This window comes from Streptosporangium sp. DT93 (genome assembly GCF_049844535.1).
In the GTDB taxonomy this organism is placed as follows: domain Bacteria; phylum Actinomycetota; class Actinomycetes; order Streptosporangiales; family Streptosporangiaceae; genus Streptosporangium.
Window position 1 is genome coordinate 498,600 of record NZ_JBNCLF010000003.1, and the last position, 19,499, is coordinate 518,098.

15 protein-coding genes are annotated in these 19,499 nt (G+C 73.1%); 8 read left to right on the top strand and 7 right to left on the bottom strand.

Annotation, left to right across the window (positions count from 1 at the left end; translation table 11 throughout):
- Positions 1 to 203 precede the first annotated feature (203 nt).
- The 6 genes from ACLQ2R_RS10030 to ACLQ2R_RS10055 form a co-directional block, all read right to left on the bottom strand.
- The gene (locus tag ACLQ2R_RS10030) at positions 204 to 1,376 is read right to left on the bottom strand and encodes a lipid-transfer protein (RefSeq protein ID WP_425959175.1); all 1,173 of its coding nucleotides are present in this window, start codon (positions 1,374 to 1,376) and stop codon (positions 204 to 206) included.
- Positions 1,377 to 1,531: 155 nt separating this feature from the next.
- Positions 1,532 to 1,957 (bottom strand): MaoC/PaaZ C-terminal domain-containing protein, encoded by a 426-nt coding sequence (locus ACLQ2R_RS10035; protein WP_425959093.1) that lies wholly within the window; start codon positions 1,955 to 1,957, stop codon positions 1,532 to 1,534.
- The gene (locus tag ACLQ2R_RS10040; RefSeq protein WP_425959094.1) at positions 1,957 to 3,171 is read right to left on the bottom strand and encodes a bifunctional MaoC family dehydratase N-terminal/OB-fold nucleic acid binding domain-containing protein; all 1,215 of its coding nucleotides are present in this window, start codon (positions 3,169 to 3,171) and stop codon (positions 1,957 to 1,959) included. Before ACLQ2R_RS10040 ends, ACLQ2R_RS10035 begins: the two co-directional genes overlap by 1 nt.
- Positions 3,168 to 4,322 carry an acyl-CoA dehydrogenase family protein gene (locus ACLQ2R_RS10045; RefSeq protein ID WP_425959095.1) on the bottom strand — a complete coding sequence of 385 codons (1,155 nt, stop codon included), beginning with the start codon at positions 4,320 to 4,322 and terminating at the stop codon, positions 3,168 to 3,170. Before ACLQ2R_RS10045 ends, ACLQ2R_RS10040 begins: the two co-directional genes overlap by 4 nt.
- Positions 4,322 to 5,407 (bottom strand): acyl-CoA dehydrogenase family protein, encoded by a 1,086-nt coding sequence (locus ACLQ2R_RS10050; protein WP_425959096.1) that lies wholly within the window; start codon positions 5,405 to 5,407, stop codon positions 4,322 to 4,324. Before ACLQ2R_RS10050 ends, ACLQ2R_RS10045 begins: the two co-directional genes overlap by 1 nt.
- Positions 5,391 to 7,097, bottom strand: a complete 1,707-nt coding sequence (locus ACLQ2R_RS10055; protein WP_425959097.1) for an AMP-binding protein — start codon at positions 7,095 to 7,097, stop codon at positions 5,391 to 5,393. Before ACLQ2R_RS10055 ends, ACLQ2R_RS10050 begins: the two co-directional genes overlap by 17 nt.
- 276 nt (positions 7,098 to 7,373) lie before the next feature.
- Between ACLQ2R_RS10055 and ACLQ2R_RS10060 the strand changes: the two genes are divergently transcribed.
- The 5 genes from ACLQ2R_RS10060 to ACLQ2R_RS10080 all read left to right on the top strand — a co-directional run bounded on the left by ACLQ2R_RS10060 (position 7,374) and on the right by ACLQ2R_RS10080 (position 12,618).
- The gene (locus ACLQ2R_RS10060) at positions 7,374 to 8,105 is read left to right on the top strand and encodes a TetR family transcriptional regulator (RefSeq protein WP_425959099.1); all 732 of its coding nucleotides are present in this window, start codon (positions 7,374 to 7,376) and stop codon (positions 8,103 to 8,105) included.
- Between the two features lie 130 nt (positions 8,106 to 8,235).
- On the top strand, positions 8,236 to 9,390 hold the full coding sequence (locus tag ACLQ2R_RS10065) for a steroid 3-ketoacyl-CoA thiolase (RefSeq protein WP_425959100.1): 1,155 nt from the start codon (positions 8,236 to 8,238) through the stop codon (positions 9,388 to 9,390).
- Between the two features lie 131 nt (positions 9,391 to 9,521).
- Positions 9,522 to 10,541, top strand: coding sequence for an MBL fold metallo-hydrolase (locus ACLQ2R_RS10070; protein ID WP_425959101.1), 1,020 nt, complete (start codon positions 9,522 to 9,524; stop codon positions 10,539 to 10,541).
- Between the two features lie 37 nt (positions 10,542 to 10,578).
- Positions 10,579 to 11,253 carry a FadR/GntR family transcriptional regulator gene (locus tag ACLQ2R_RS10075; protein WP_425959102.1) on the top strand — a complete coding sequence of 225 codons (675 nt, stop codon included), beginning with the start codon at positions 10,579 to 10,581 and terminating at the stop codon, positions 11,251 to 11,253.
- 114 nt (positions 11,254 to 11,367) lie between these two features.
- Positions 11,368 to 12,618, top strand: a complete 1,251-nt coding sequence (locus tag ACLQ2R_RS10080; RefSeq protein ID WP_425959103.1) for an MFS transporter — start codon at positions 11,368 to 11,370, stop codon at positions 12,616 to 12,618.
- 109 nt (positions 12,619 to 12,727) lie between these two features.
- Here ACLQ2R_RS10080 and ACLQ2R_RS10085 read toward each other — a convergent pair whose 3' ends face one another.
- Positions 12,728 to 15,079, bottom strand: coding sequence for a BTAD domain-containing putative transcriptional regulator (locus tag ACLQ2R_RS10085; RefSeq protein WP_425959104.1), 2,352 nt, complete (start codon positions 15,077 to 15,079; stop codon positions 12,728 to 12,730).
- 449 nt (positions 15,080 to 15,528) lie between these two features.
- Between ACLQ2R_RS10085 and ACLQ2R_RS10090 the strand changes: the two genes are divergently transcribed.
- The 3 genes from ACLQ2R_RS10090 to ACLQ2R_RS10100 all read left to right on the top strand — a co-directional run bounded on the left by ACLQ2R_RS10090 (position 15,529) and on the right by ACLQ2R_RS10100 (position 19,437).
- The gene (locus ACLQ2R_RS10090; protein WP_425959105.1) at positions 15,529 to 16,698 is read left to right on the top strand and encodes a citrate synthase; all 1,170 of its coding nucleotides are present in this window, start codon (positions 15,529 to 15,531) and stop codon (positions 16,696 to 16,698) included.
- The gene (locus tag ACLQ2R_RS10095; protein WP_425959106.1) at positions 16,691 to 18,088 is read left to right on the top strand and encodes an MmgE/PrpD family protein; all 1,398 of its coding nucleotides are present in this window, start codon (positions 16,691 to 16,693) and stop codon (positions 18,086 to 18,088) included. The genes ACLQ2R_RS10090 and ACLQ2R_RS10095 overlap by 8 nt, the downstream gene beginning before the upstream one ends.
- Before the next feature lie 119 nt (positions 18,089 to 18,207).
- Positions 18,208 to 19,437 carry an NADP-dependent isocitrate dehydrogenase gene (locus tag ACLQ2R_RS10100; RefSeq protein ID WP_425959107.1) on the top strand — a complete coding sequence of 410 codons (1,230 nt, stop codon included), beginning with the start codon at positions 18,208 to 18,210 and terminating at the stop codon, positions 19,435 to 19,437.
- The last annotated feature ends 62 nt before the right edge of the window (positions 19,438 to 19,499 follow it).

Below are 19,499 nucleotides of genomic sequence, written 5' to 3' on the forward strand. Positions count from 1 at the left end.
CGCTTGTGTACTACACCCCCCCCCCCCCCCCCCCCGCCCCCCCGCCTGCGCCCCCCCCCCGCGGGGCCCGCCCCCGGGCCCCCCCGCCGCGCCTCGCGCGTTCAGTCCTCCCGCGCTCCGACGGCCGCGTGTCCCTGACGGCGCGCGGCCGTCCTGGCGCCTGGGGGGTTCACGGCCCGCGCACTCCGGGGAGAGCCCGGCGCTCACTCCGAGGACAGCACCAGCCCGCTGGTCGGCACGCCCGTCCCCGCGGTGACCAGGACGTTCCTCACGGAGGGGACCTGGTTGACCGAGGTGCCCCGGATCTGCCGGACGGCCTCGGCGATCCCGTTCATACCGTGGATGTACGCCTCGCCGAGCTGGCCGCCGTGCGGGTTGACCGGCAGGCGCCCGTCGATCTCGATGCCGCCGTCGGCGACGTAGTGGCGGGCCTCCCCGCGCCCGCAGAAGCCCAGCTCCTCCAGCTGCGTGAGGACGAACGGGGTGAAGTGGTCGTACAGGATGGCCGCCTGCATGTCCGCGGGGCCGAGCCCGGACTGCTCCCAGAGCCTGCGGGCGACCACCCCCATCTCCGGCAGGCCGGTCATGTCGTCGCGGTAGTAGCTGGTCATCATCATCTGACCGGCGCCCGCGCCCTGGGCGGCGGCGGTGATCACCGCCGGTGACCTGCGCAGGTCCCTGGCCCGCTCGGCAGAGGTGACCACCAGCGCCACCGCGCCGTCGCTCTCCTGGCAGCAGTCGAGCAGGTGCAGCGGTTCCGCGATCCACTTCGACGCCTGGTGCTCCTGGAGCGTGATCGGGCGCCCGTGGAACCACGCGGCCGGGTTGGTGGCGGCGTGCCTGCGCATGGCGACCGCCACCCTGCCGAAGTCCTCGGAGGTGGCGCCGTAGACGTGCATGTACCGCCGGGCGAACATGGCCACCCAGGCGGCGGGCGTCATCAGCCCGTACGGCACGTGCCAGCTCATCTCCAGCCCCTGGGAGGAGGGTTCGCCGCCGATCCCGGCGTCGGGCCTGCCGAACCGGTGACCGGACCGCTCGTTGAACGCCCGGTAGCACACCACGGTCTCGGCGACCCCGGTGGCGACGGCCATCGCGGCGTGCATCACGGTGCCGCAGGCCGCGCCGCCGCCGTAGTGGACGCGGGAGAAGAACGACAGGTCGCCGATGCCCACCTCGCGGGCCACGGCGATCTCCTGGTTGGCGTCCTGGGTGTAGGTGACCATGCCGTCCACGTCCGCGGGCGCCAGGCCCGCGTCGTCGAGCGCCGCGAACACCGCCTCGGCGGCGAGCTGGAGCTCGGACCGGCCTGACTGCTTGGAGAACTCGGTCGCGCCGATCCCGGCGACGGCCGCGCTCCCCGAAAGGGAGACCACGGTGATGGGGCCTTTCTGCGTTTCACGTTTCACGCCCGCGTCCTCGTCCACGCTGGACGAGGGGCGGGGAGAGGGGGTCCGGTGACGGGATCCAGGGCACGGAAGCGGGGAGACGGGGTCAGGGATCCGGCGGGATCGGGAAGCGGGGGGCGGGGTCAGAGGGCGGGGAGAGAGAACCTGACGGTGCCCGAGGCGTGGTCGCCGAGGCTGACCCTGCCCCGCACCTCGGCCGTGAACTCGCCCTCCGCGCCGCCGTCGCCACCACCGGCCAGCACGGTGCCGGTGAAGACCAGCCGGTCTCCCGCGTACGCCGGGACGCCGAGTTTGACGTTGATACCCCGGATGATCGCCCCGGGCCCCGCCCAGTCGGTGACGTAGCGCTCGACGAGACCCATGGTGGTCAGGATGTTGAGGAAGATGTCCTTCGACCCCTGTGCCCTGGCCCCCTCCACATCGTGGTGGACGGGGGTGAAGTCCATGGTCGCCAGCGCGGTCGAGACGACCACCGTGGGGGTCAGCTCGATCGCGAGTTCCGGCAGCGGGGTCCCGTCCCGCACCTCGTCGTGGGTGAGTGTCCGCATCACGCCTCCCGGGGGGCCCACATGGGCAGGATCAGCTCGTCGTCCATCTGGTGATACGTCACGCGCACCGGCATACCGATACCCACTCGCGCGACGTCGCAGTCCACCACGTTGCCCACGATCCGTACCCCTTCCGGCAGTTCCACCACGGCCACCACGAAAGGCGTGCTGCGTCCCGGAACGGGTGGGTTGTGGTGGACCACGTAGCTGTAGACCTCGCCCTCGCCGCTCGCCGTCACGTGGGCGCGGGCGGTCGAGCGGCACGAGGGGCAGATCGGTCCCGGCGGGTGCCGGAGTTCCCCGCAGTCGGCGCACCGCTGGATCCGCAGCTCGCCCGCGGCGACGCCCTCCCAGAAGAACGCGGTGTCGGCGTTGACCGCAGGTCTCAGCGGGTACGGTTCGCGCGGCGCCTCCCGCCCCGCCTCGGCGCCGCCCCCCTCCGGCGCGGCTCCGTTCCCATCGGCGGGCCGCTCGCCCGCAAACCGCTCGCTCGTCGACGGCTCGCCCGCCGGGAACCCGTTCGGCGCGGAAGTGCCCGCGCCGGAGTTCCCGCCCGGGTCTCTCCCGGACGTCCCGCCCGGGTCCCCGCCGGAGGCGCCGGAGCGTTCCCTGGGACGGAACTTGAGCACCCGGAACAGCATCTCGGCCACGGCTTCGCCGTCGGCGTACCAGGTGACGTTCCACGTGACGAAGTAGCCCTCGCCGAGCGCGGTCCGCTTCGGGCCGGTGACGCCGGCGAACCGGGTGGCCGGGACCGGGGACTCGCCGAGCCGCAGGTAGCGGTGGTAGGTCTGCTCGCAGTTCGTGGCGACCACGCCGGTGTAGCCGTTGCCGTCCAGCATCGCCAGGACGGCGTCCACCGGCGTGCCGGCCCGCCCGGCGTCGCGGTCCAGGCCGGGCATGGTCCAGACCTGGATCATCGCCGGGGGCGCCACGATCTCCCCGTGCACCCCGGCGGCGGCGGCCCGGGCGTCGGTGTAGAGCGGGTTGGCGTCGCCCAGCGCGCCGGTCCAGTGCCGGATCATCGGCAGGTTCACCGGGTCGGCCGCCGCGACACCGCGTACCTCGCCCAGGGCGGCCTGGCGGTCGGCCAGGGCGGTGAGCCGCTCGTGCAGGGTGCCGGGGCCGGCCGCGGGATCGTCCGAAGGAACGGTCGCGGGGCCGGTCGAGGCGGCGGTTGCCGGGCCGTTCGAAGGGCCGGTCGTCGCGGTCATCGGGGCGGCCTCGGCAGGCTCAGGCCGAGCATGGCGATGAGTTCCCGCTGCACCTCGTTGACGCCGCCGCCGAAGGTGAGCACCAGTCCCCCCTTGGCCCCCCGGTCGACGCGCTCCATCAGGTCGGCGGTCTCGATGTCGGACGGGTCGCCGAAGCGGGCCAGGGTCTCGCCGACGATCCGGCCGACCTCCTGGAGCCGCTCGGAGCCGTACACCTTGGTCGCCGAGGCGTCGGGGGCGCCCAGCCAGCCCAGGCCCATGTTGGCCGCGACCTGCCAGTTCAGCAGCTCGTTGGTGCGGAAGTAGGCGTAGACGCGGCCGAGGGCGCGGCGCACCGCGGGTTCGTCGATCGCGCCGGTGCGGCGCGCCCAGGCCAGGAACCGGTCGTAGGTGTGGGCGATGTTGCCCGCCGGGCCGAGCGTGACCCGCTCGTGGTTGAGCTGGTTGACGATCAGGTCCCAGCCCCGGTTCACCTCCCCCACCACCATGTCCACCGGCACCCGCACGTCGGAGTAGTAGGTGGCGTTGGTGTGGTGGCGCCCGTCCATGGTCATGATGGGCGTCCAGGAGAAGCCGGGGTCGGAGCAGTCGGCGATCATCATGGTGATCCCGCGGTGCTTCCTCGCGTCGGGGTCGGTGCGCGCGGCCAGCCAGATGTACTGGGAGTAGTGGGCGCCGGAGGTGAAGATCTTCTGCCCGTTGACGACGTAGTGGTCGCCGTCGCGGACCGCGCTGGTGCGCAGGGACGCCAGGTCGGTGCCGGCCCCGGGCTCGCTGTAGCCGATCGCGAAGTGGCACTCCCCGGCCAGGATGCGCGGCAGGAAGAACTCCTTCTGCGCCGGCGTGCCGTACTGCATGAGGGTCGGCCCGACGGTCTGCACGGTGATGATCGGGTACGGCACCTCGGCGCGGGCGATCTCGTTGGCGAAGATCTGCTGCTCCAGCGGGCCGAGCCCGCCGCCGCCGTACTCCTTCGGCCAGCCAAGACCGAGCTTGCCGTCGCGGCCCAGGACGCGGCAGTGCTCCATGTACGCGTGGCCGAACGGGTCGGTGGCGATCTTCTTCCTGTCCTCGTCGGTGAGGCAGGACCGGAAGTAGTCGCGCAGCTCGGCGCGGAGTTCCTTCTGCTCGGGGGTGAGGTCGATCAGCATCAGACGAGCGCTCCGATCGTGTCGAGCCGGGCTTCGACCCCGCCCAGCAGGTGGGCGTGGTGCCTGCCCCAGGCGAAGTAGCGGTGCAGCGGGTAGGTCACGTCCACGCCGATCCCGCCGTGCAGGTGCTGGCAGGTGTAGAGGGCGCGCAGCGCCTCGTCGGTCGCGGTGAGCGCGCCCACCGCGAGGTCGGCCTCGGCCTCCTCGTCGTCGCCCCGTTCCAGCCGCCACGCCCCGGACCACACGGCCACGTCCAGCGCCCGCGCGGCGATGTAGACGTCGGCGATCTGCACGGTGACCGCCTGGAACTCGGCCAGGGCCCGGTCGAACTGCCTGCGGGTCCTGACGTACTCGGTGGTCAGCTCCAGGGCGCGGGCCAGCACCCCGGAGAAGACGGCGATGTTGCCGGACGTCACCAGGCGCCGCAGACCGGCGGCGGCCGTGCCGTCCGCGACGCCGACGAGCTCGCCGGGTACGCCCCGCAGGGTGAGCGCGACGGCCGGCTCGCCGGTGGAGACCGGCACCGGGTGCGTCTCCACGTCGGCGGGATCGACCAGGAACACGCCGCTCCCGGTATCGGTACGGGCCGTCAGCAGGATCTTCGAGGCCCCGGCGGCGTGGGGCGCGGTGCCCTTGGCGCCGTCCAGCACCCACCGGCCGCCGTCCTTTCGCGCGGTCGTGGCGGGCGGGGCGCCGAGGTCGCGGCCCGGCTCGGACGGGGCCACGGCCAGGGTGATCTCGCCCTCGGCCAGCGGGGCCAGCGCCTCGCGCTGCTCGCGGGAACCGTAGGCGGCGACGACCTGGGCGGCGACCAGGCTCGGCTCGACGGGGACCGGGGCCACGTGGGCGCCGATCTCCCGCAGCAGGACCGCCGTCCCCACCGGCCCCAGCCCGGCCCCGCCGGCCTCCTCGGGAAGGCAGGCGCCGAGCAGCCCCGCCTGGGCCAGGGAGCGCCACAGCGCGGCGTCGTAGGGGGCTCCGCTCTTCTCGTGCGCCTCCAGCCTGGCGGTCGTCACCTCCTTCCCGAGCAGGTCGGCCGCGAGCTGGCGCAGGTCGGTCCGGGTCTCGTCAAGGGTGAAGTCCACGCGCGCTCCAGGGGTGCCGTCGGCCGTTCCGGATGAACTCGTCGTCGATGCGGGTGATGTCGGCGGGGGTGAGGGGCCGCCAGGCGTCCTGCCCGGGGGGCCGCCACCAGACAGGGTCGCCGGTGGTGCCGCCGGTGTCGCCGGTGTGCCAGGCCTGCTCGGCCAGGACCCGTTTGACGACCTTGTGGGACGCGGTCTGCGGCAGCTCGCCGGAGATCCGCACGTAGCGGGGCGCGGCCTTGGCGCCCAGGTCCCCCCGGGACGTCAGGAACACCGCGAACGCCTCGGGGTCGAAGGCGCCCGCGAGCACCAGGGCCGCCATCACCTGGTCACCCGCGACCGCGTCCGGGACCGGGTAGACGACCGCCTCGACCACACCGGGGAACTCGCGCAGCACCGCCTCGATCGGGGCGACCGCGAGGTTCTCGCCGTCCACGCGTAATCGCTCGGTGCCGCGCCCGGCGAAGAACACGTGACCGGCGGCGTCGGCGTAGGCCAGGTCCCCCGACCAGAACGCGCCGTTGCGGACGCGCTCGCGGTCGGCGTCGGGGTCGTCGTAGTAGCCGTCGAACAGGCCCGCGCCCCGGGTGTTGACCAGCTCGCCGACCGCCTCGCCGGCGTTGAGCAGCCGCCCGTCCTCGAAGAGCGCGGGCGGGCAGCGCCGCCCGGTGAACGGGTCGCGGATCTCGACGCCGCCGGGGAGCCTGCCCAGGCTGCCGGGCGGCCCGGACGGGTCGGGGGTGATCGTGACCCCGGTCTCGGTGGAGCCGAAGCCGTCGACGACGTGGCAGCCGAACCGCTCGGCGAACCGGCGGATCGCGACGGCGCTCCCCTCGTTGCCGAAGGCGATCCTCAGCGTGTTGTCCGCGTCCCCGGGCGTCTCGGGGACGGCCAGCACGTAGGAGAGCGCCTTGCCCACGTAGTGCAGGTAGGTGACCCCGTGACGGCGGACGTCGGGCATCAGGCCCGAGGCGGAGAACCTGCGGCGCAGCACCAGCGCCGCCCCCGAGGCCACCGCCGGGGCGTACGCGGCCATGATCGCGCCGGAGTGGAACAGCGGCATCGAGCAGTACACGACGTCGTCCGGGGAGAGCATCGCGGCCAGGCTCGTCCCGGGCACGGCGATCTTCCGCTGGGTGATCCTCACGGCCCTGGGGCGCCCCGACGTGCCCGAGGTGAAGATGAGCATGGTCAGCCCGTCCTGCGAGCCGCGATCCGGCCCGCGGTCCGAGACGTGGTCCGAGACGCGGTCCGAGACGCCGGGCGGGGGCGCTCCCGGGGCGCGGAGGGCGGCGACCTCGGCGGCGAGGGTCTCGTGGCGGGGGTGGCCGGGCTCGTGCAGGATCAGGTCGACGTGGGTGGCGTCCGCGTCGCGGGCGAGCTCGGCGGCGCTCCTGGTGGTGTTCAGCGCGACGAGCACGTGTCCCGACAGGGCGGCCCCGCCCAGCAGGAAGAGCAGCTCGGGAACGTTGTCGAAGATCGCGCCGACGTGCAGGTTCCGGCCCCTGGCGTCCAGGGCGGCGGCGCGGGCACGGCATTCGGCGACGTACTCGCGCCAGCTCCAGGTCCGGTCCTCGAAGATCAGACCGGGCCGGTCGTCACCGGCGCGCCGCTCCAGCAGCCCCGCCAGCGTCACCTCGGACGGCGTCTCCGTGGACGGTGTCTCCGTGGACGGTGTCTTCTCGGACATTGCGCCTCCCGCCAGGATGCCCTCCTTCACCGTGCGGGCCCGCCCGGCCGGGACCCGCGTGCCGGGGACGGACGCGGGGCCCGCCCGTTCCGCGCGTCGTCGGCGCCCGTTCCGGCCCTCCCGAAAAGTAGAACACATTCTATTCTGTGTCCATAGCGAGCCGCGTCCGATAAGCCGGTATATAACCTCCATACGACATATGCCGTGTAAGCACGGGCATCTTTGTGACCGGCGAGTAACCCACCGGAGTATCCGGAAATCAGATAACGTGTTCTCATGCGTACCCCGCAGGTGACCACGGAGGCACCCGCCGCCGCGCGCCCGACCGGCAGGCACGCCCCGGGCAACGTCGATCCGACCACGACCAGGGCGACCAGAGGGACCAAGGGGGCATCCGGCGTGCAGAGCGAACCGGCGTCCACCGGCGTCCGCACCAGGAGCCAGCTCCAGCGGCGCAAGCGCATCGTCCAGGCCGCCGCCGCCCTCGCCTCGCGCGGCGGCGTCGAGGCGATGCAGATGCGGACCGTCGCCGAGCGTGCCGGGGTCGCCCTGGGAACGCTCTACCGCTACTTCCCCTCCAAGATGGATCTCGTCGTCGCCGTCGTCGGCGAGGAGATCGACCTCCTGGAGAGCAGCATCGAGCGCCGCCCGCCCACCGCCGTCGCGGCCTCGGGGCGGGCCGTGGACATCCTGATGCGCGCCACCCGCGGCCTGATGCGCGAGCCCGAGCTCGCCGACGCGCTCATCCGCTCGCTGATCATGGCCGAGGTCGAGACGCCGTTCGGCGACCGCATGACGGGGCTGCTGCTCCGGGTCGCCGGGGACGACCTCACCGTGGAGACCGCCACCGAGGAGCAGTTCGCGCTCGCGGGCTCGCTCTCCAGCGTCTGGGTGCACGAGCTGCTGGAGATGCTCCGGGGGCGGCGCACCTACGAGCAGATCCAGCGGCGCATCGAGATCGCCGCCGACCGGCTGCTCGCCGATTTCCGACCCCCTCCTTCCACCTGAAACTAGAACCCGTTACAGTCGCACTCGAAGGCGACTAGAGCGACGTTCTGGAGCGACGCGCGAGCGGGCGGACCGTCCCCGGCGGGCGCCCGACGGCCGCGAGTTCCTAGCCGGAAGGCGAGGAGATCGTATGGGTGCAGTGATCGTCGAAGCCGTACGGACCCCGATCGGCAGGCGCGGCGGATGGCTCGCGGGCCTCAAGCCGCAGGCCGTCCTCGCGGCGGCGCTGAGCGGTCTCGTCGGCCGCGCGGGCGTCGACCCGGCCGCGGTGGAACAGGTTTTCGCCGGCTGCGTCACGCAGTCCGGCGAGCAGGGCGGCCACGTCGGCCGGTACGCCTGGCTGTACGCGGGCCTGCCCTACCAGGCGGGCGTGACCACCCTCGACGCGCAGTGCGGCTCCTCCCAGCAGGCCGTGCACCTGGTCGCGGCGCTCATCCAGGCCGGGGTCATCGAGGTCGGCGTGGCCTGCGGCGTCGAGGTGATGAGCCGGGCGCCGCTCGGCTCCAACGTGCTCCCCGCCCGTCCCCGGCCCGACGACTGGTCCATCGACATGCCGAGCCAGTTCGTCGCCGCCGAGCGGATCGCCCGCCGGCGCGGGCTGACCCGCGAGCGGCTCGACCGGTTCGGCGCCCGCTCCCAGGAGAGGGCCGCGCGGGCGTGGGCCGAGGGCCGCTTCGACCGGGAGGTCGTCGGCGTGGACGCGCCCGTCCTCGGCGAGGACGGCGAGCCGACCGGCGAGACGCGCCTCGTCGACCGCGACCAGGGACTGCGCGAGACCACCGCCGAGGGGCTGGCCCGGCTCAGGCCGGTCACCGAGGACGGCCTGCACACCGCGGGCACCTCCTCGCAGATCTCCGACGGCGCGTCCGCCGTGCTGCTGATGAGCGAGGAGGCCGCCGCCCGGCACGGCCTGCGGCCCAGGGCCCGCATCCTCGCCCAGGCCCTGGTCGGCGCCGAGCCGTACTACCACCTGGACGGGCCGGTGGACGCGACCGCGAAGGTCCTGGCCTCCACCGGGATGAGCGTGGACGACCTCGACAGGTTCGAGGTGAACGAGGCCTTCGCCTCCGTGGTCCTATCCTGGACATCGGTGCACAAGCCAGACATGGAACGGGTCAACGTCAACGGCGGCGCCATCGCGCTCGGCCATCCGGTCGGCGCGACCGGAGCACGACTGATCACCACCGCACTGCACGAGCTGGAGCGGTCCGACTCCTCGACCGCGCTGGTCACCATGTGCGCGGGCGGGGCCCTGGCGACCGCGACCGTCCTGGAGCGCCTGTGAACGGCGCCCGCGAACGGCGTCCGTAGAAGGGCGCGGCTGGACAGCGCCCCTGAAGGGCGCCGATGAACAGCGCCCGTGAACGGCGCCGGCAAGGAGCGCCCCTCTCGGGGCGCCGGTAAGGAGCACCACCGTTGAAGTCCCGCCGCAGGCCGTACAGCGAGCAGCGCCCGTTCGACACCGGTGGCGGGGTGTGGAGCGTGCCGGTGCCCATCCCCGGCAACCCGCTCGGCTACACCCTGGTCTACGCGATCGAGTCCCCGGCGGGCCCGGTGCTGGTGGACGCGGGCTGGAACGCGCCCGAGGCGTGGCTGGCGCTGCGCGACGGGCTCGGCGCGGCCGGCATGGACGTCCGTGACGTACGCGGGGTGGTCGTCACCCACTTCCACCCCGACCACGCCGGGCTGGCCGGACAGGTCAGGGAGGAGTCGGGCGCCTGGATCGCCATGCACGAGGCCGACGCCGCGCTGGTCGGCCTGATGCACGCCACCGAGGAGAGCACGCACCGCGACTTCCAGGCCGACATGCTGCGCCGCGCCGGCGCGGGCACCGTGGAGATGGAGGAGGTCACCAGGAGCCGCCCCCGGCCGCCGGCCGCGCCCGACCGGGTGCTGACCGACGGCGACCTCGTCGACGTGCCGGGGCGCAGGCTGCGCACGGTCTGGACCCCCGGGCACACGCCCGGCCACATCTGCCTGCACTTGGAGGACGCCGACCGCCTCTTCACCGGCGACCACGTGCTGCCGGCGATCACCCCGCACGTCGGCATCTACCCCTACGACCGGGCCGACGTGGACCCGCTGACGGACTTCCTGGAGTCGCTGGAGAAGGTCAGGGGGCTGGGCGACCTCGAAGCCCTCCCCGCCCATGAATGGATATTTCCGGATACGGGGGCGCGGGCGGCCGAGATCGGCGTCCATCACGAGGAGAAGCTCCGACGGCTGGCCGAGCTGCTCGCCGAGGCCGGGGAGCCGCTGACCATCTGGGAGATCGCCGGGAGGATGACCTGGAACCGGCCCTGGGAGGAGTTCCCCCCCTTCCTGCGCGGGATGGCCGCGGGAGAGGCCGCGGCGCACCTGCGCACCCTGGAGGTGCGCGGCCTCATCCGCAGGACGGAGGGGACCGATCCGGTCCGGTTCGCCATACACTCATAGACATCGGATGTCTGGCGAACCCTGAGGACGGTGCAGCGTGGCGGTCACCGACGCCGCTATCGACAGGATCAAACAGATGATCCTGTCCGGCGAGCTCGTCCCCGGCAGCAGGCTGCCCAAGGAGGCCGACCTGGCCGACCGTCTCGGCCTCTCGCGCAACTCGCTGCGGGAGGCCGTCCGCGCGCTGGCCCTGATCAACGTGCTGGACGTGCGCCAGGGCGACGGCACGTACGTGACCAGCCTGGAGCCCAGGCTGCTGCTGGACGCGATGTCGTTCGTGGTCGACTTCCACCAGGACGACACCGTGCTGCAGTTCTTCCAGGTCCGGCGGATCCTGGAGCCCGCGGCGACCGCGATGGCGGCGACCTCCATGTCCGAGACCGGGATCGCCGAGCTGCGCGGGCTCCTCGACGGCCTGCCCGCCGATCCGAGCGTCGAGCAGCTCGTCGCCAACGACCTGGAGTTCCACCAGCGCATCGCGGAGGGGTCGGGCAACGCCGTGCTCTGCTCCCTCATCGAGAGCCTCTCCGGCCCGACGACCAGGGCCAGGATCTGGCGGGGCCTCACCCAGGAGAACGCCCTGGAGAAGACCCGCGAGCAGCACGGCGCGATCTGCGACGCCATCGCCGCCCGCCGGCCCGAGGTGGCGCGGGCCTGGGCCACGGTCCACATCGCCGGCGTCGAGGAGTGGCTCCGCAACACGCTCGCCTGAACGGCGTCCCGGGCACCGGCCTCGCCGTGCTTGGAACCGGCCGTCCCCGGGTAGGCACGTCGAGCACCGCGAACCTCGACGGCTCAGGCACCGCGGACCCCCCGGAGCAGACGCATGAGCACCCCCGTACGACTCGGCCTGCGCGCCAACCTCGCCCAGTTCACCCTGCTCGTCGCGGTCAACGCGCTGGTCGGCGGCATGCTCGGCCAGGAGCGCACCGTGCTTCCCCTGCTGGCCGAGCGGACCTTCCACGTGACCGCCTACAGCGGCGTGCTCACCTTCATCCTCGCCTTCGGCGTGGTGAAGGCGGTCACCAACTTCCTCGCCGGGACCCTCTCGGACCGCTACGGCCGCAAGCCCGTCCTGGTCGCCGGATGGCTCGTCGGGCTTCCCGTGCCCGCGATGCTGGCCTGGGGCCCGTCCTGGGGCTGGATCGTGGCGGCCAACGTCCTGCTCGGCGTCAACCAGGGTCTGACCTGGTCGACGACCATCATCATGAAGATCGACCTGGCCGGTCCCGAACGGCGGGGGCTGGCCATGGGACTCAACGAGGCCGCCGGGTACGTCGCCGTCGCGGCGACCGCGCTGGCCACCGGATACCTCGCGGGCGTCCACGGCCTGCGCCCCGTGCCGTTCCTGCTCGGTGCCGCCTACGCCGCCCTCGGCCTGGGCCTGTCGGTGCTGGCCGTGCGGGAGACCCGCGACCACGCCCGGTTCGAGGCGGCCGGGCACGGGCGTTCCGACCTGACCGTCCTGCAGATCGTCCGGCGTACCACCCTGACCGACAGGGCCCTGTCGGCGGCCAGCCAGGCGGGAACGGTCAACAACCTCAACGACGCCGTCGCCTGGGGCGTCTTTCCGCTGATCTTCGCCGCCCGGGGCCTGTCCGTCACCGAGATCGGCGTGCTGGCCGCCCTGTACCCGGCCGTGTGGGGGTTCGGCCAGATGCTCACCGGCTGGTGGTCCGACCGCGTGGGCCGCAAGCACCTGATCACCGCGGGCATGCTGGTCCAGGCGGTGGCCATCGCCATGGTGGCCACCGGCTCCACCTTCCCGGTCTGGGCCGCCGCGCAGGCGCTCCTCGGCGTGGGCACCGCGCTGGTCTACCCGACGCTGCTCACCGTCATCGGTGACGTCGCCCACCCGTCGTGGAGGGCTCGCTCCATCGGCGTCTACCGGCTCTGGCGGGACGGTGGCTTCGCCGTCGGCGCGCTGCTGGCCGGGGTGGTCGCCGACCTGTGGGGCCTGACCTCCGTCGCCTGGACCGCCGCCGCGCTCACCGCCGCCTCCGGACTGCTGGTCGCGGCCCGCATGTACGAGACCCTCCCGGGGAACGCGACGACCCGGCGGCGGCCCCCGCCGTGACAGGCGCGGAGGATTACCTCCCGGAGGCGTCCTCGCGCCCGTACGACCGTGGCGATCAAAGCGGTCACAGCGATCGAGGCGGTCACGGCGGTCACGGCGGTCACGGCGATCACGGCGAGAGGTCCGGAACTCCGATCTCCTCGGCGATGCCGAGGGCGTGCCGGAAGCAGTCGTCGGCCCGCTCCCGGCGCCCGGCCCGCAGGTGGAGGTGGCCCAGGCCGGTCAGCGCGTTGAGCTCGCCGGCGCCGTAGCCGATCGCGCGGGAGAGGTCCAGGGCCTGCCCGAGGCAGGTCCCCGCCAGGCCGGGCCGACCGGCCCGCAGGTGGGCGTGTCCCAGGCTCACCAGCGCCTCGGCCCGGCAGCGGCGGTCTTCGGCCTGGCCGGCGACGCGCATGGCCAGCCGCTGGAGGGCCTCGGTGTGGTGGGCGTGGTTGCGCAGGTGTCGGTGGAGGCTCACCGACAGGTGCAGGGCGTGCACGGGCAGATCGTGGTCGGCCGCGTGGTCGGCCGCGGCGAGCAGCCCGGCCAGCTCGGCCTCCATCCAGCGCGCCGCCTCCGCGGGAGCCTCGAAGCCCGGAGCGGGAGTGGGCGAGGAGCGGGGGGGCGGGCTCGGCGGCGCCTCCAGGGGGTGCAGGACCCTCGTCGCCTCCGAGGCGGTGTGGACGTAGTGGTCGAGCAGGCGGAGCAGGGCGGCCCGCCGCCGGTCGGGGGGCTCCTCGGCCTCGGCCCTGGCCGCGGCGTAGACGCGGAGCAGGTCGTGGAGCCGGTAGCGGCCGGGGACCGGTTCGGAGATGAGGCTGGCCTCCAGGAGGTCGCCGAGCAGCCGGTCGGCGTGCTGGAGAGTGGAGTCGGTCAGCGCCGCGGCGGCGTAGACGTCCAGGCCCGTCCCGGGGTCGTCCTCCGGCGCCGCGGCACGGGTGCCGGACGCCGCCCCGAGGCGCAGGCCGAGCAGCCGGAACATGCGCTGCTGGGCGGATGTCAGCTGGTGGTAGGACAGGTCGACGGCCGCCGTCACGCTGCGCTGCCCGACCTCGAGCTCGGCCAGCCGGCGACGCTCGTCGCGCAGCCGGTCGATCAGGTGTGCCAGGGTCCAGGCGGGCCGGGCGCGCAGGCGGGCGGTGGCGATACGGAGCGCCAGCGGTGACCTCCCGCACAGCCCGACCACCTCGGCGACCCGTTCAGGGGGGTGGTCCGCCCCGGCGACCTGGGAGAACATCGCGATCGCGTCGGCGGCCGGCAGCATGTCCAGCCGGATCCTGTGCGCGTCGTCCACGCCGGTCAACCGGCGCCGGCTGGTGATCAGGACCAGGCAGCCCGGACTGCCGGGCAGCAACGGCAGGACCTGGGTCTCGGTGGCGGCGTTGTCGAGCAGGATCAGCATGCGCCGCCCGGCCAGCGTGGTCCGCAGCAGGCCGGCCCGGTCGTCCAGCTGGTAGGGGATCTTCCCACCGGGCACGCCCAGCGCCCGCAGCAGCCCGTCCAGCGCGTCGGCCGGCGTGGTGGGTGCCACGCCGTAGGTGAAACCGTGCAGGTCGACGAAGAGCTGCCCGTCGGTGAAACGGCCGGCCAGGTGATGCGCGGCGTGCACCGCCAGCGCGGTCTTGCCGATGCCCGCCATGCCGTCGATCGTCCCGATCACCACGGTCGCCGGGGACCGTGTCTCGTCGCCGACCATGTCGAGCAGGCGGTCCAGCTCCGCGGCGCGGCCGGTGAACGTGGGCAGGTCGGCGGGCAGCTGCCGCGGGACCGGTGCCGCCTCGCCGGCCGGAGCCTGGGGCCGGTCGGGAACGGGATCGTTGCGCATGATCGCCAGGTGGAGTTCCCGCAGTTCGGCCGGAGGGTCCAGGCCGAGTTCCTCGCTCAGTCTCTGCCGGGTGCGCTCGTAGATCTCCAGCGCCTCGGCGGTGCGCCCGGCACGGTGCAGCGCCTGCATGAGCCCGCCGGTCAGGCGCGGGCGGCGCGGATGCTCGGCGGCCAGTGCCAGCAGCTCCTCCAGCAGGCTCTCGTGCCGGCCGAGACGCAGCCGCGCCTCGACGAGGTCCTCGACCGCGGTGAGGCGCGACTCGTCCAGCCCCCGGCACACGTTCTCCCTGACCTCCTCGGGCGCGGCCCCGGACAGCGCCGGCCCGCGCCACATCGCCAGCGCCCGGCTCAGCAGCTCCACCCGCCGTTCGTCGTCGCCGTTCCTGGCCTCGGCGAGCAGGGCGCGGAACCGGTGGACGTCGACGCGTTCGGGATCGCAGCACAGGGTGTAGCCGGCCGGCCCCCGGTCGATCCGGACCCCGTCGGACCTCCCGGGGCCGGCCACGACCGCGCGCAGCCCGCTGATGTAGGTGTGGATCATCCCTCTCGCGGTCATGGGCGGATCCTGCGGCCACGTCAGCTCGACCAGCCGCTCGGTGGTCACCTGTCTGTTCGCCTCCAGGGCGAGCAGCGCCAGCACGAACCGTTGCTTGCGCACCCCCACATTCACCGGCCGGCCCGCGGCACTCGCCTGAACGGAACCCAGTAGAAAGAACTCCAGAACAACCTCCCCGAGACAAGTCTCGTAAATTTCACAGTAAACACCAGGTCCCATCAAACCAGAAAGCCCGCCGACCGCAAGAAAATATAAAGATCAACTTGGGGCCGTGGCTGTAATTATTGGCCCTACAAGATCTCCGGTACATGAAGGGAGATACGTCAGGACCTTTTTCCCCTTAATCGCCGTCGCCTTTGTGATGGCCACCGGCCCGCCCGCGCGGGCGTCCACGCTTATTCGGCGTATTCACGATGTCGCCGATCGTATTCATAAGAGGATGCGCTCTCCGTGGAACTCACAGATACCGAACTCACCGTCGAACGTGCCGCGAGTAAGGGTGCCGGGAGCCGGCGCGGCGTCCCCCTCCCGCCGGCCCCGGGACGGACGCCGTGAGCGGCCCCAACCGGCCCGTGGTGTACGGGCTCAACGACATCATCCTGTGCCACACACAGATCTCACACGTGGACGGTCACCTCGGCCGATATCGCTACCGTGACCACGACGCCATCGAGCTGGCCGGCGCCTGCGCCCTGGAGGAGGTCTGGTGCCTGCTGCTGGACGGGCGGCTGCCCACGGCCGCGCGGCGGGAGGACTTCCTGCGGGAGATCGAGGCCCTGCGCGCGATCCCGCCCGCGGTCACCGAACTGCTTCCCGGCCTCGCCCGCCTGGGGAGCGAGGCCGACGGCATCGCCTGGTTGCAGTCGGCCGTCTGCCTGCTGGCCAGGGCCCTGGACTGGGCACCGGTCCTGGACCTGGACCACACCGTCCTGCGCCGCCAGGTGCTCCAGGCCACGGTGTCCGCCCCGATCCTGCTGGCGGCCCTGCACCGGCTGAGGAACGGCCTGCGGCCGGTGGCCCCGGACCCCGCCCTGGGCCACGCGGCCAACGCCCTCTACATGATGACCGGCGAGCCTCCCTCCGAGGAGCACGCCCGCGCCCTGGAGCAGTATCTGATCATCGCCGCCGAGCACGGCATGGCGGCCTCCACCTTCGCCGCGAGGGTCATCCTCTCCACCGGCGCCGACCTGGGATCGGCGCTGTCCGGCGCGCTCGGCGCGCTGAGCGGGCCGCTGCACGGAGGTGCCCCGATCCTCGCCCTGGAGATGCTGGACGAGATCGGCGCCCCGGACCGCGTGGAGCCGTGGCTGCGCGAACGGCTGTCCAGGGACGAGCGGATCATGGGCTTCGGCCACCGCGTCTACCGGACCGTCGACCCCCGGGCCACCACCCTGCGCGAGGTCGCCGCGCGCCTGGGGTGCGAGCGCCTCGACCTCACCCGGCGGGTGGAGAAGCACGCGGCCGTCATCCTCGACGAGGTCAAACCCGGCCGGTCGCTGCGCGCCAACGTGGAGTTGTACGCGGCGCTCGTCATGGAGGCGGTCGGGCTGCCCAGATCCATGTTCTCGGCGACGTTCGCCATGGCCAGGCTGGTCGGCTGGGGAGCCCACCTGCTCGAACAGCACGCGGGAAACCGGCTGATCCGGCCGGTCACCGCCTTCGCCGGCGGGCCCGTCCGGCCCGTCCCGTCCCTTTCACAGAGAGGTCGCCCCCATGGCTGACGAGCCCATGACCCGCCGGATAGCCAGGTTCGCCACATCGGCCAGGTTCGAGGACGTACCGGCCGACGTGCGGGACACTTTGAAGATCCGGCTGCTGGACGCGCTGGGCTGCGCCATCGGCGCCCTGGACGGGCCGCCGATCGCGATCCTGAGGGAGGACCTGGCCGAGTTCGGCGGCCCGCCCCTGGTCTCCCTCATCGGCGGCGGGCGCACCTCCCCCTACGAGGCGGCCCTGTACAACGGCGCCCTGGTCCGCTACCTCGACTTCAACGACTCGTACATCGCCCCCGGGGAGACCTTCCACCCGAGCGACAACATCGGCGCGGTGCTCGCCGCGGCGGAGTACCGCGACCTGCCGGGCAGCGAGTTGCTCACGGCCATCGGCGTGGCCTACCAGGTGCAGTGCCGGCTGGGGGAGGAGGGCGCGGTCAGGTGGCGGCACTTCGACCACACCACCCACGCCGGCTACGCCGCGGGCGCCGGCGTCTCGCGCGCGCTGCGCCTGGACGTCGACCAGGCCTCGCACGCCCTGGCCATGGCCGGTACGGCGCTCAACGCGCTGCGCGTCACCCGGACCGCGCTGTCCCATTGGAAGGGCCTCGCCTACCCGTACGCGGCGGCGGCCACGACCCACCTGGCCTTCCTCGCCGCCCGCGGGCTCACCGGCCCCCTCGGCGCCCTGGACGGCCGAAAGGGCCTCATGGAGGCCGTCTCCGGCCGGTTCGAGGTGGACTGGGAGAACGAGGGCTTCGACCGGATCCGCAGGACGTTCGTCAAGCGGTTCAACGCCGAGGTGCACTCCCAGTCGGCGCTGGAGGCCGCCCTGGAGCTGCGCGCGGAGCACGGCCTCCACGGCGCGGACATCGCCTCGGTGGAGCTGGACACGTTCGACGTGGCGTACGACATCATCGGCGGCGGCAGCGACGGCGACAAGACGCGGATCACCACCAAGGAGGAGGCCGACCACTCCCTGCTGTACCTGCTGGCCGTGGGGCTGCTCGACGGTCAGGTGCTGCCCGCCCAGTACGCGCCGGAGCGCATCGTGGCCGACGACGTCCAGAGCCTGCTCGGCCGGGTCCAGATCCGGGCCGAGAGCGGCTACACCGAGCGCTTCCCCGAGGAGCTGGGCTGCCGCCTGCGTATCCGGCTGAACGACGGCACCGTCCTGGAGAGGGAGAAGCGCGACTACGCCGGACACTGGCGCCGTCCCGCCGACTGGACCTCGGCGCTGGCGAAGTTCACCTCGCTGACGGAGCGCTTCCTCACCCCCCGGCTGCGCGACGAGATCGCCGAGTGCGTGCGGAACGTGGACGAGCGGCCGACGAGCGCGCTGACCGACCTCCTCCGGCAGGTGTCGGGGGACGCGAAGGCCGACGACCGGAGTTCGTGACCGGGACCGGCACCCACGTGACCGGCGAGGCCGTGACGGCGGCCGGGGGTGCGTCCCCCGGCCGCCGGCACGACCGGGTCCGGCAGGCACCGGCACGTCCCAGAGGAGGAGCGCACACCATGCGGAAGATCCAGGTAAGGGGTGCCGTCGCGGAGCTCGACGGCGACGAGATGACGCGGGTCATCTGGCGGCTCGTCAAGGAACTGCTCATCCTTCCCCATCTGGACATCACCCTGGACTACCACGACCTGTCGATCCAGAACCGCGACGCCACCCGCGACGAGGTGACGTCGGACGCCGCGCAGGCGATCGTGAAGCACGGCGTGGGCGTCAAGTGCGCCACGATCAACCCGGACGCGGCGCGGGTCGAGGAGTTCGGCCTGGAGCGGATGTGGACCTCGCCGAACGCCAGGATCCGCAACCTCCTCGGCGGCGTCATCTTCCGCGAGCCCATCGTGATGGCGAACGTCCCGCGGCCGGTGCCCGGATGGACCGGGCCGATCGTCGTCGGCAGGCACGCGCACGCCGACCAGTACGCGGCGGCCGACGTCACCGTGCCCGGCCCCGGGGTCGCGAAGCTGGTGTACGTGCCCGACGACGGCGGGGAACCGGTCGAGACCGAGGTCGCGCGGTTCACCGGCGGCGGCGTCGTGATGGGCATGTACAACCTCGACGCGTCGATCCGCGACTTCGCGCGCGCCACGATGCGCTACGCGCTGACCCGCGGCCTGCCGCTGTACCTCTCGACGAAGAACACGGTGCTCAAGGCGTACGACGGCCGTTTCAAGGACCTGTTCGCCGAGGTGTTCGAGACCGAGTTCAGGAGCGGGTTCGAGGAGGCCGGGATCGCCTACGAGCACCGGCTGATCGACGACATGGTCGCCCAGGCCGTCAGGTCCCGGGGCGGCTTCGTGTGGGCGTGCAAGAACTACGACGGGGACGTGCAGTCGGACTTCGTCGCGCAGGGCTTCGGCTCGCTCGGCCTGATGACCTCGGTGCTGATGACGGCCGACGGCCGCGTCACCGTGGCCGAGGCGGCCCACGGCACGGTCACCCGCCACTACCGGCGCCACCAGCGGGGTGAGCCGACCTCGACCAACCCGATCGCGTCCGTCTTCGCCTGGAGCCGCGCCCTCGCCCAGCGGGGAAGGCTGGACGCCACCCCCGAGGTCGCCGCCTTCGCCTCCGCGCTGGAGCGGGCCTGCGTGCGGACCGTGGAGGCCGGCCTGATGACCAGGGACCTGGCGCTGCTCACCGGCCGCACCTCGTGGCTGACCACGGAGGAGTTCGTCGCCGCGGTGCGGGAGAGCCTCGGGCGGGAGACGGGCGGGCCCGGGGCTCCGGCGTAGGCGGCCCCGGCGTAGGCGGCCCCGGCACGGCGGACGCGGCGGCACCGGCGAGGGAGCCCGCG

Coding starts and splice junctions, on each gene's coding strand:
- ACLQ2R_RS10100 (WP_425959107.1), top strand. CDS start 18,208: ATGCGGAAGATCCAGGTAAGGGGTGCCGTCGCGGAGCTCGACGGCGAC.
- ACLQ2R_RS10060 (WP_425959099.1), top strand. CDS start 7,374: ATGCGTACCCCGCAGGTGACCACGGAGGCACCCGCCGCCGCGCGCCCG.
- ACLQ2R_RS10095 (WP_425959106.1), top strand. CDS start 16,691: ATGGCTGACGAGCCCATGACCCGCCGGATAGCCAGGTTCGCCACATCG.
- ACLQ2R_RS10055 (WP_425959097.1), bottom strand. CDS start 7,097: ATGTCCGAGAAGACACCGTCCACGGAGACACCGTCCACGGAGACGCCG.
- ACLQ2R_RS10065 (WP_425959100.1), top strand. CDS start 8,236: ATGGGTGCAGTGATCGTCGAAGCCGTACGGACCCCGATCGGCAGGCGC.
- ACLQ2R_RS10080 (WP_425959103.1), top strand. CDS start 11,368: ATGAGCACCCCCGTACGACTCGGCCTGCGCGCCAACCTCGCCCAGTTC.
- ACLQ2R_RS10035 (WP_425959093.1), bottom strand. CDS start 1,957: ATGCGGACACTCACCCACGACGAGGTGCGGGACGGGACCCCGCTGCCG.
- ACLQ2R_RS10045 (WP_425959095.1), bottom strand. CDS start 4,322: ATGCTGATCGACCTCACCCCCGAGCAGAAGGAACTCCGCGCCGAGCTG.
- ACLQ2R_RS10040 (WP_425959094.1), bottom strand. CDS start 3,171: ATGACCGCGACGACCGGCCCTTCGAACGGCCCGGCAACCGCCGCCTCG.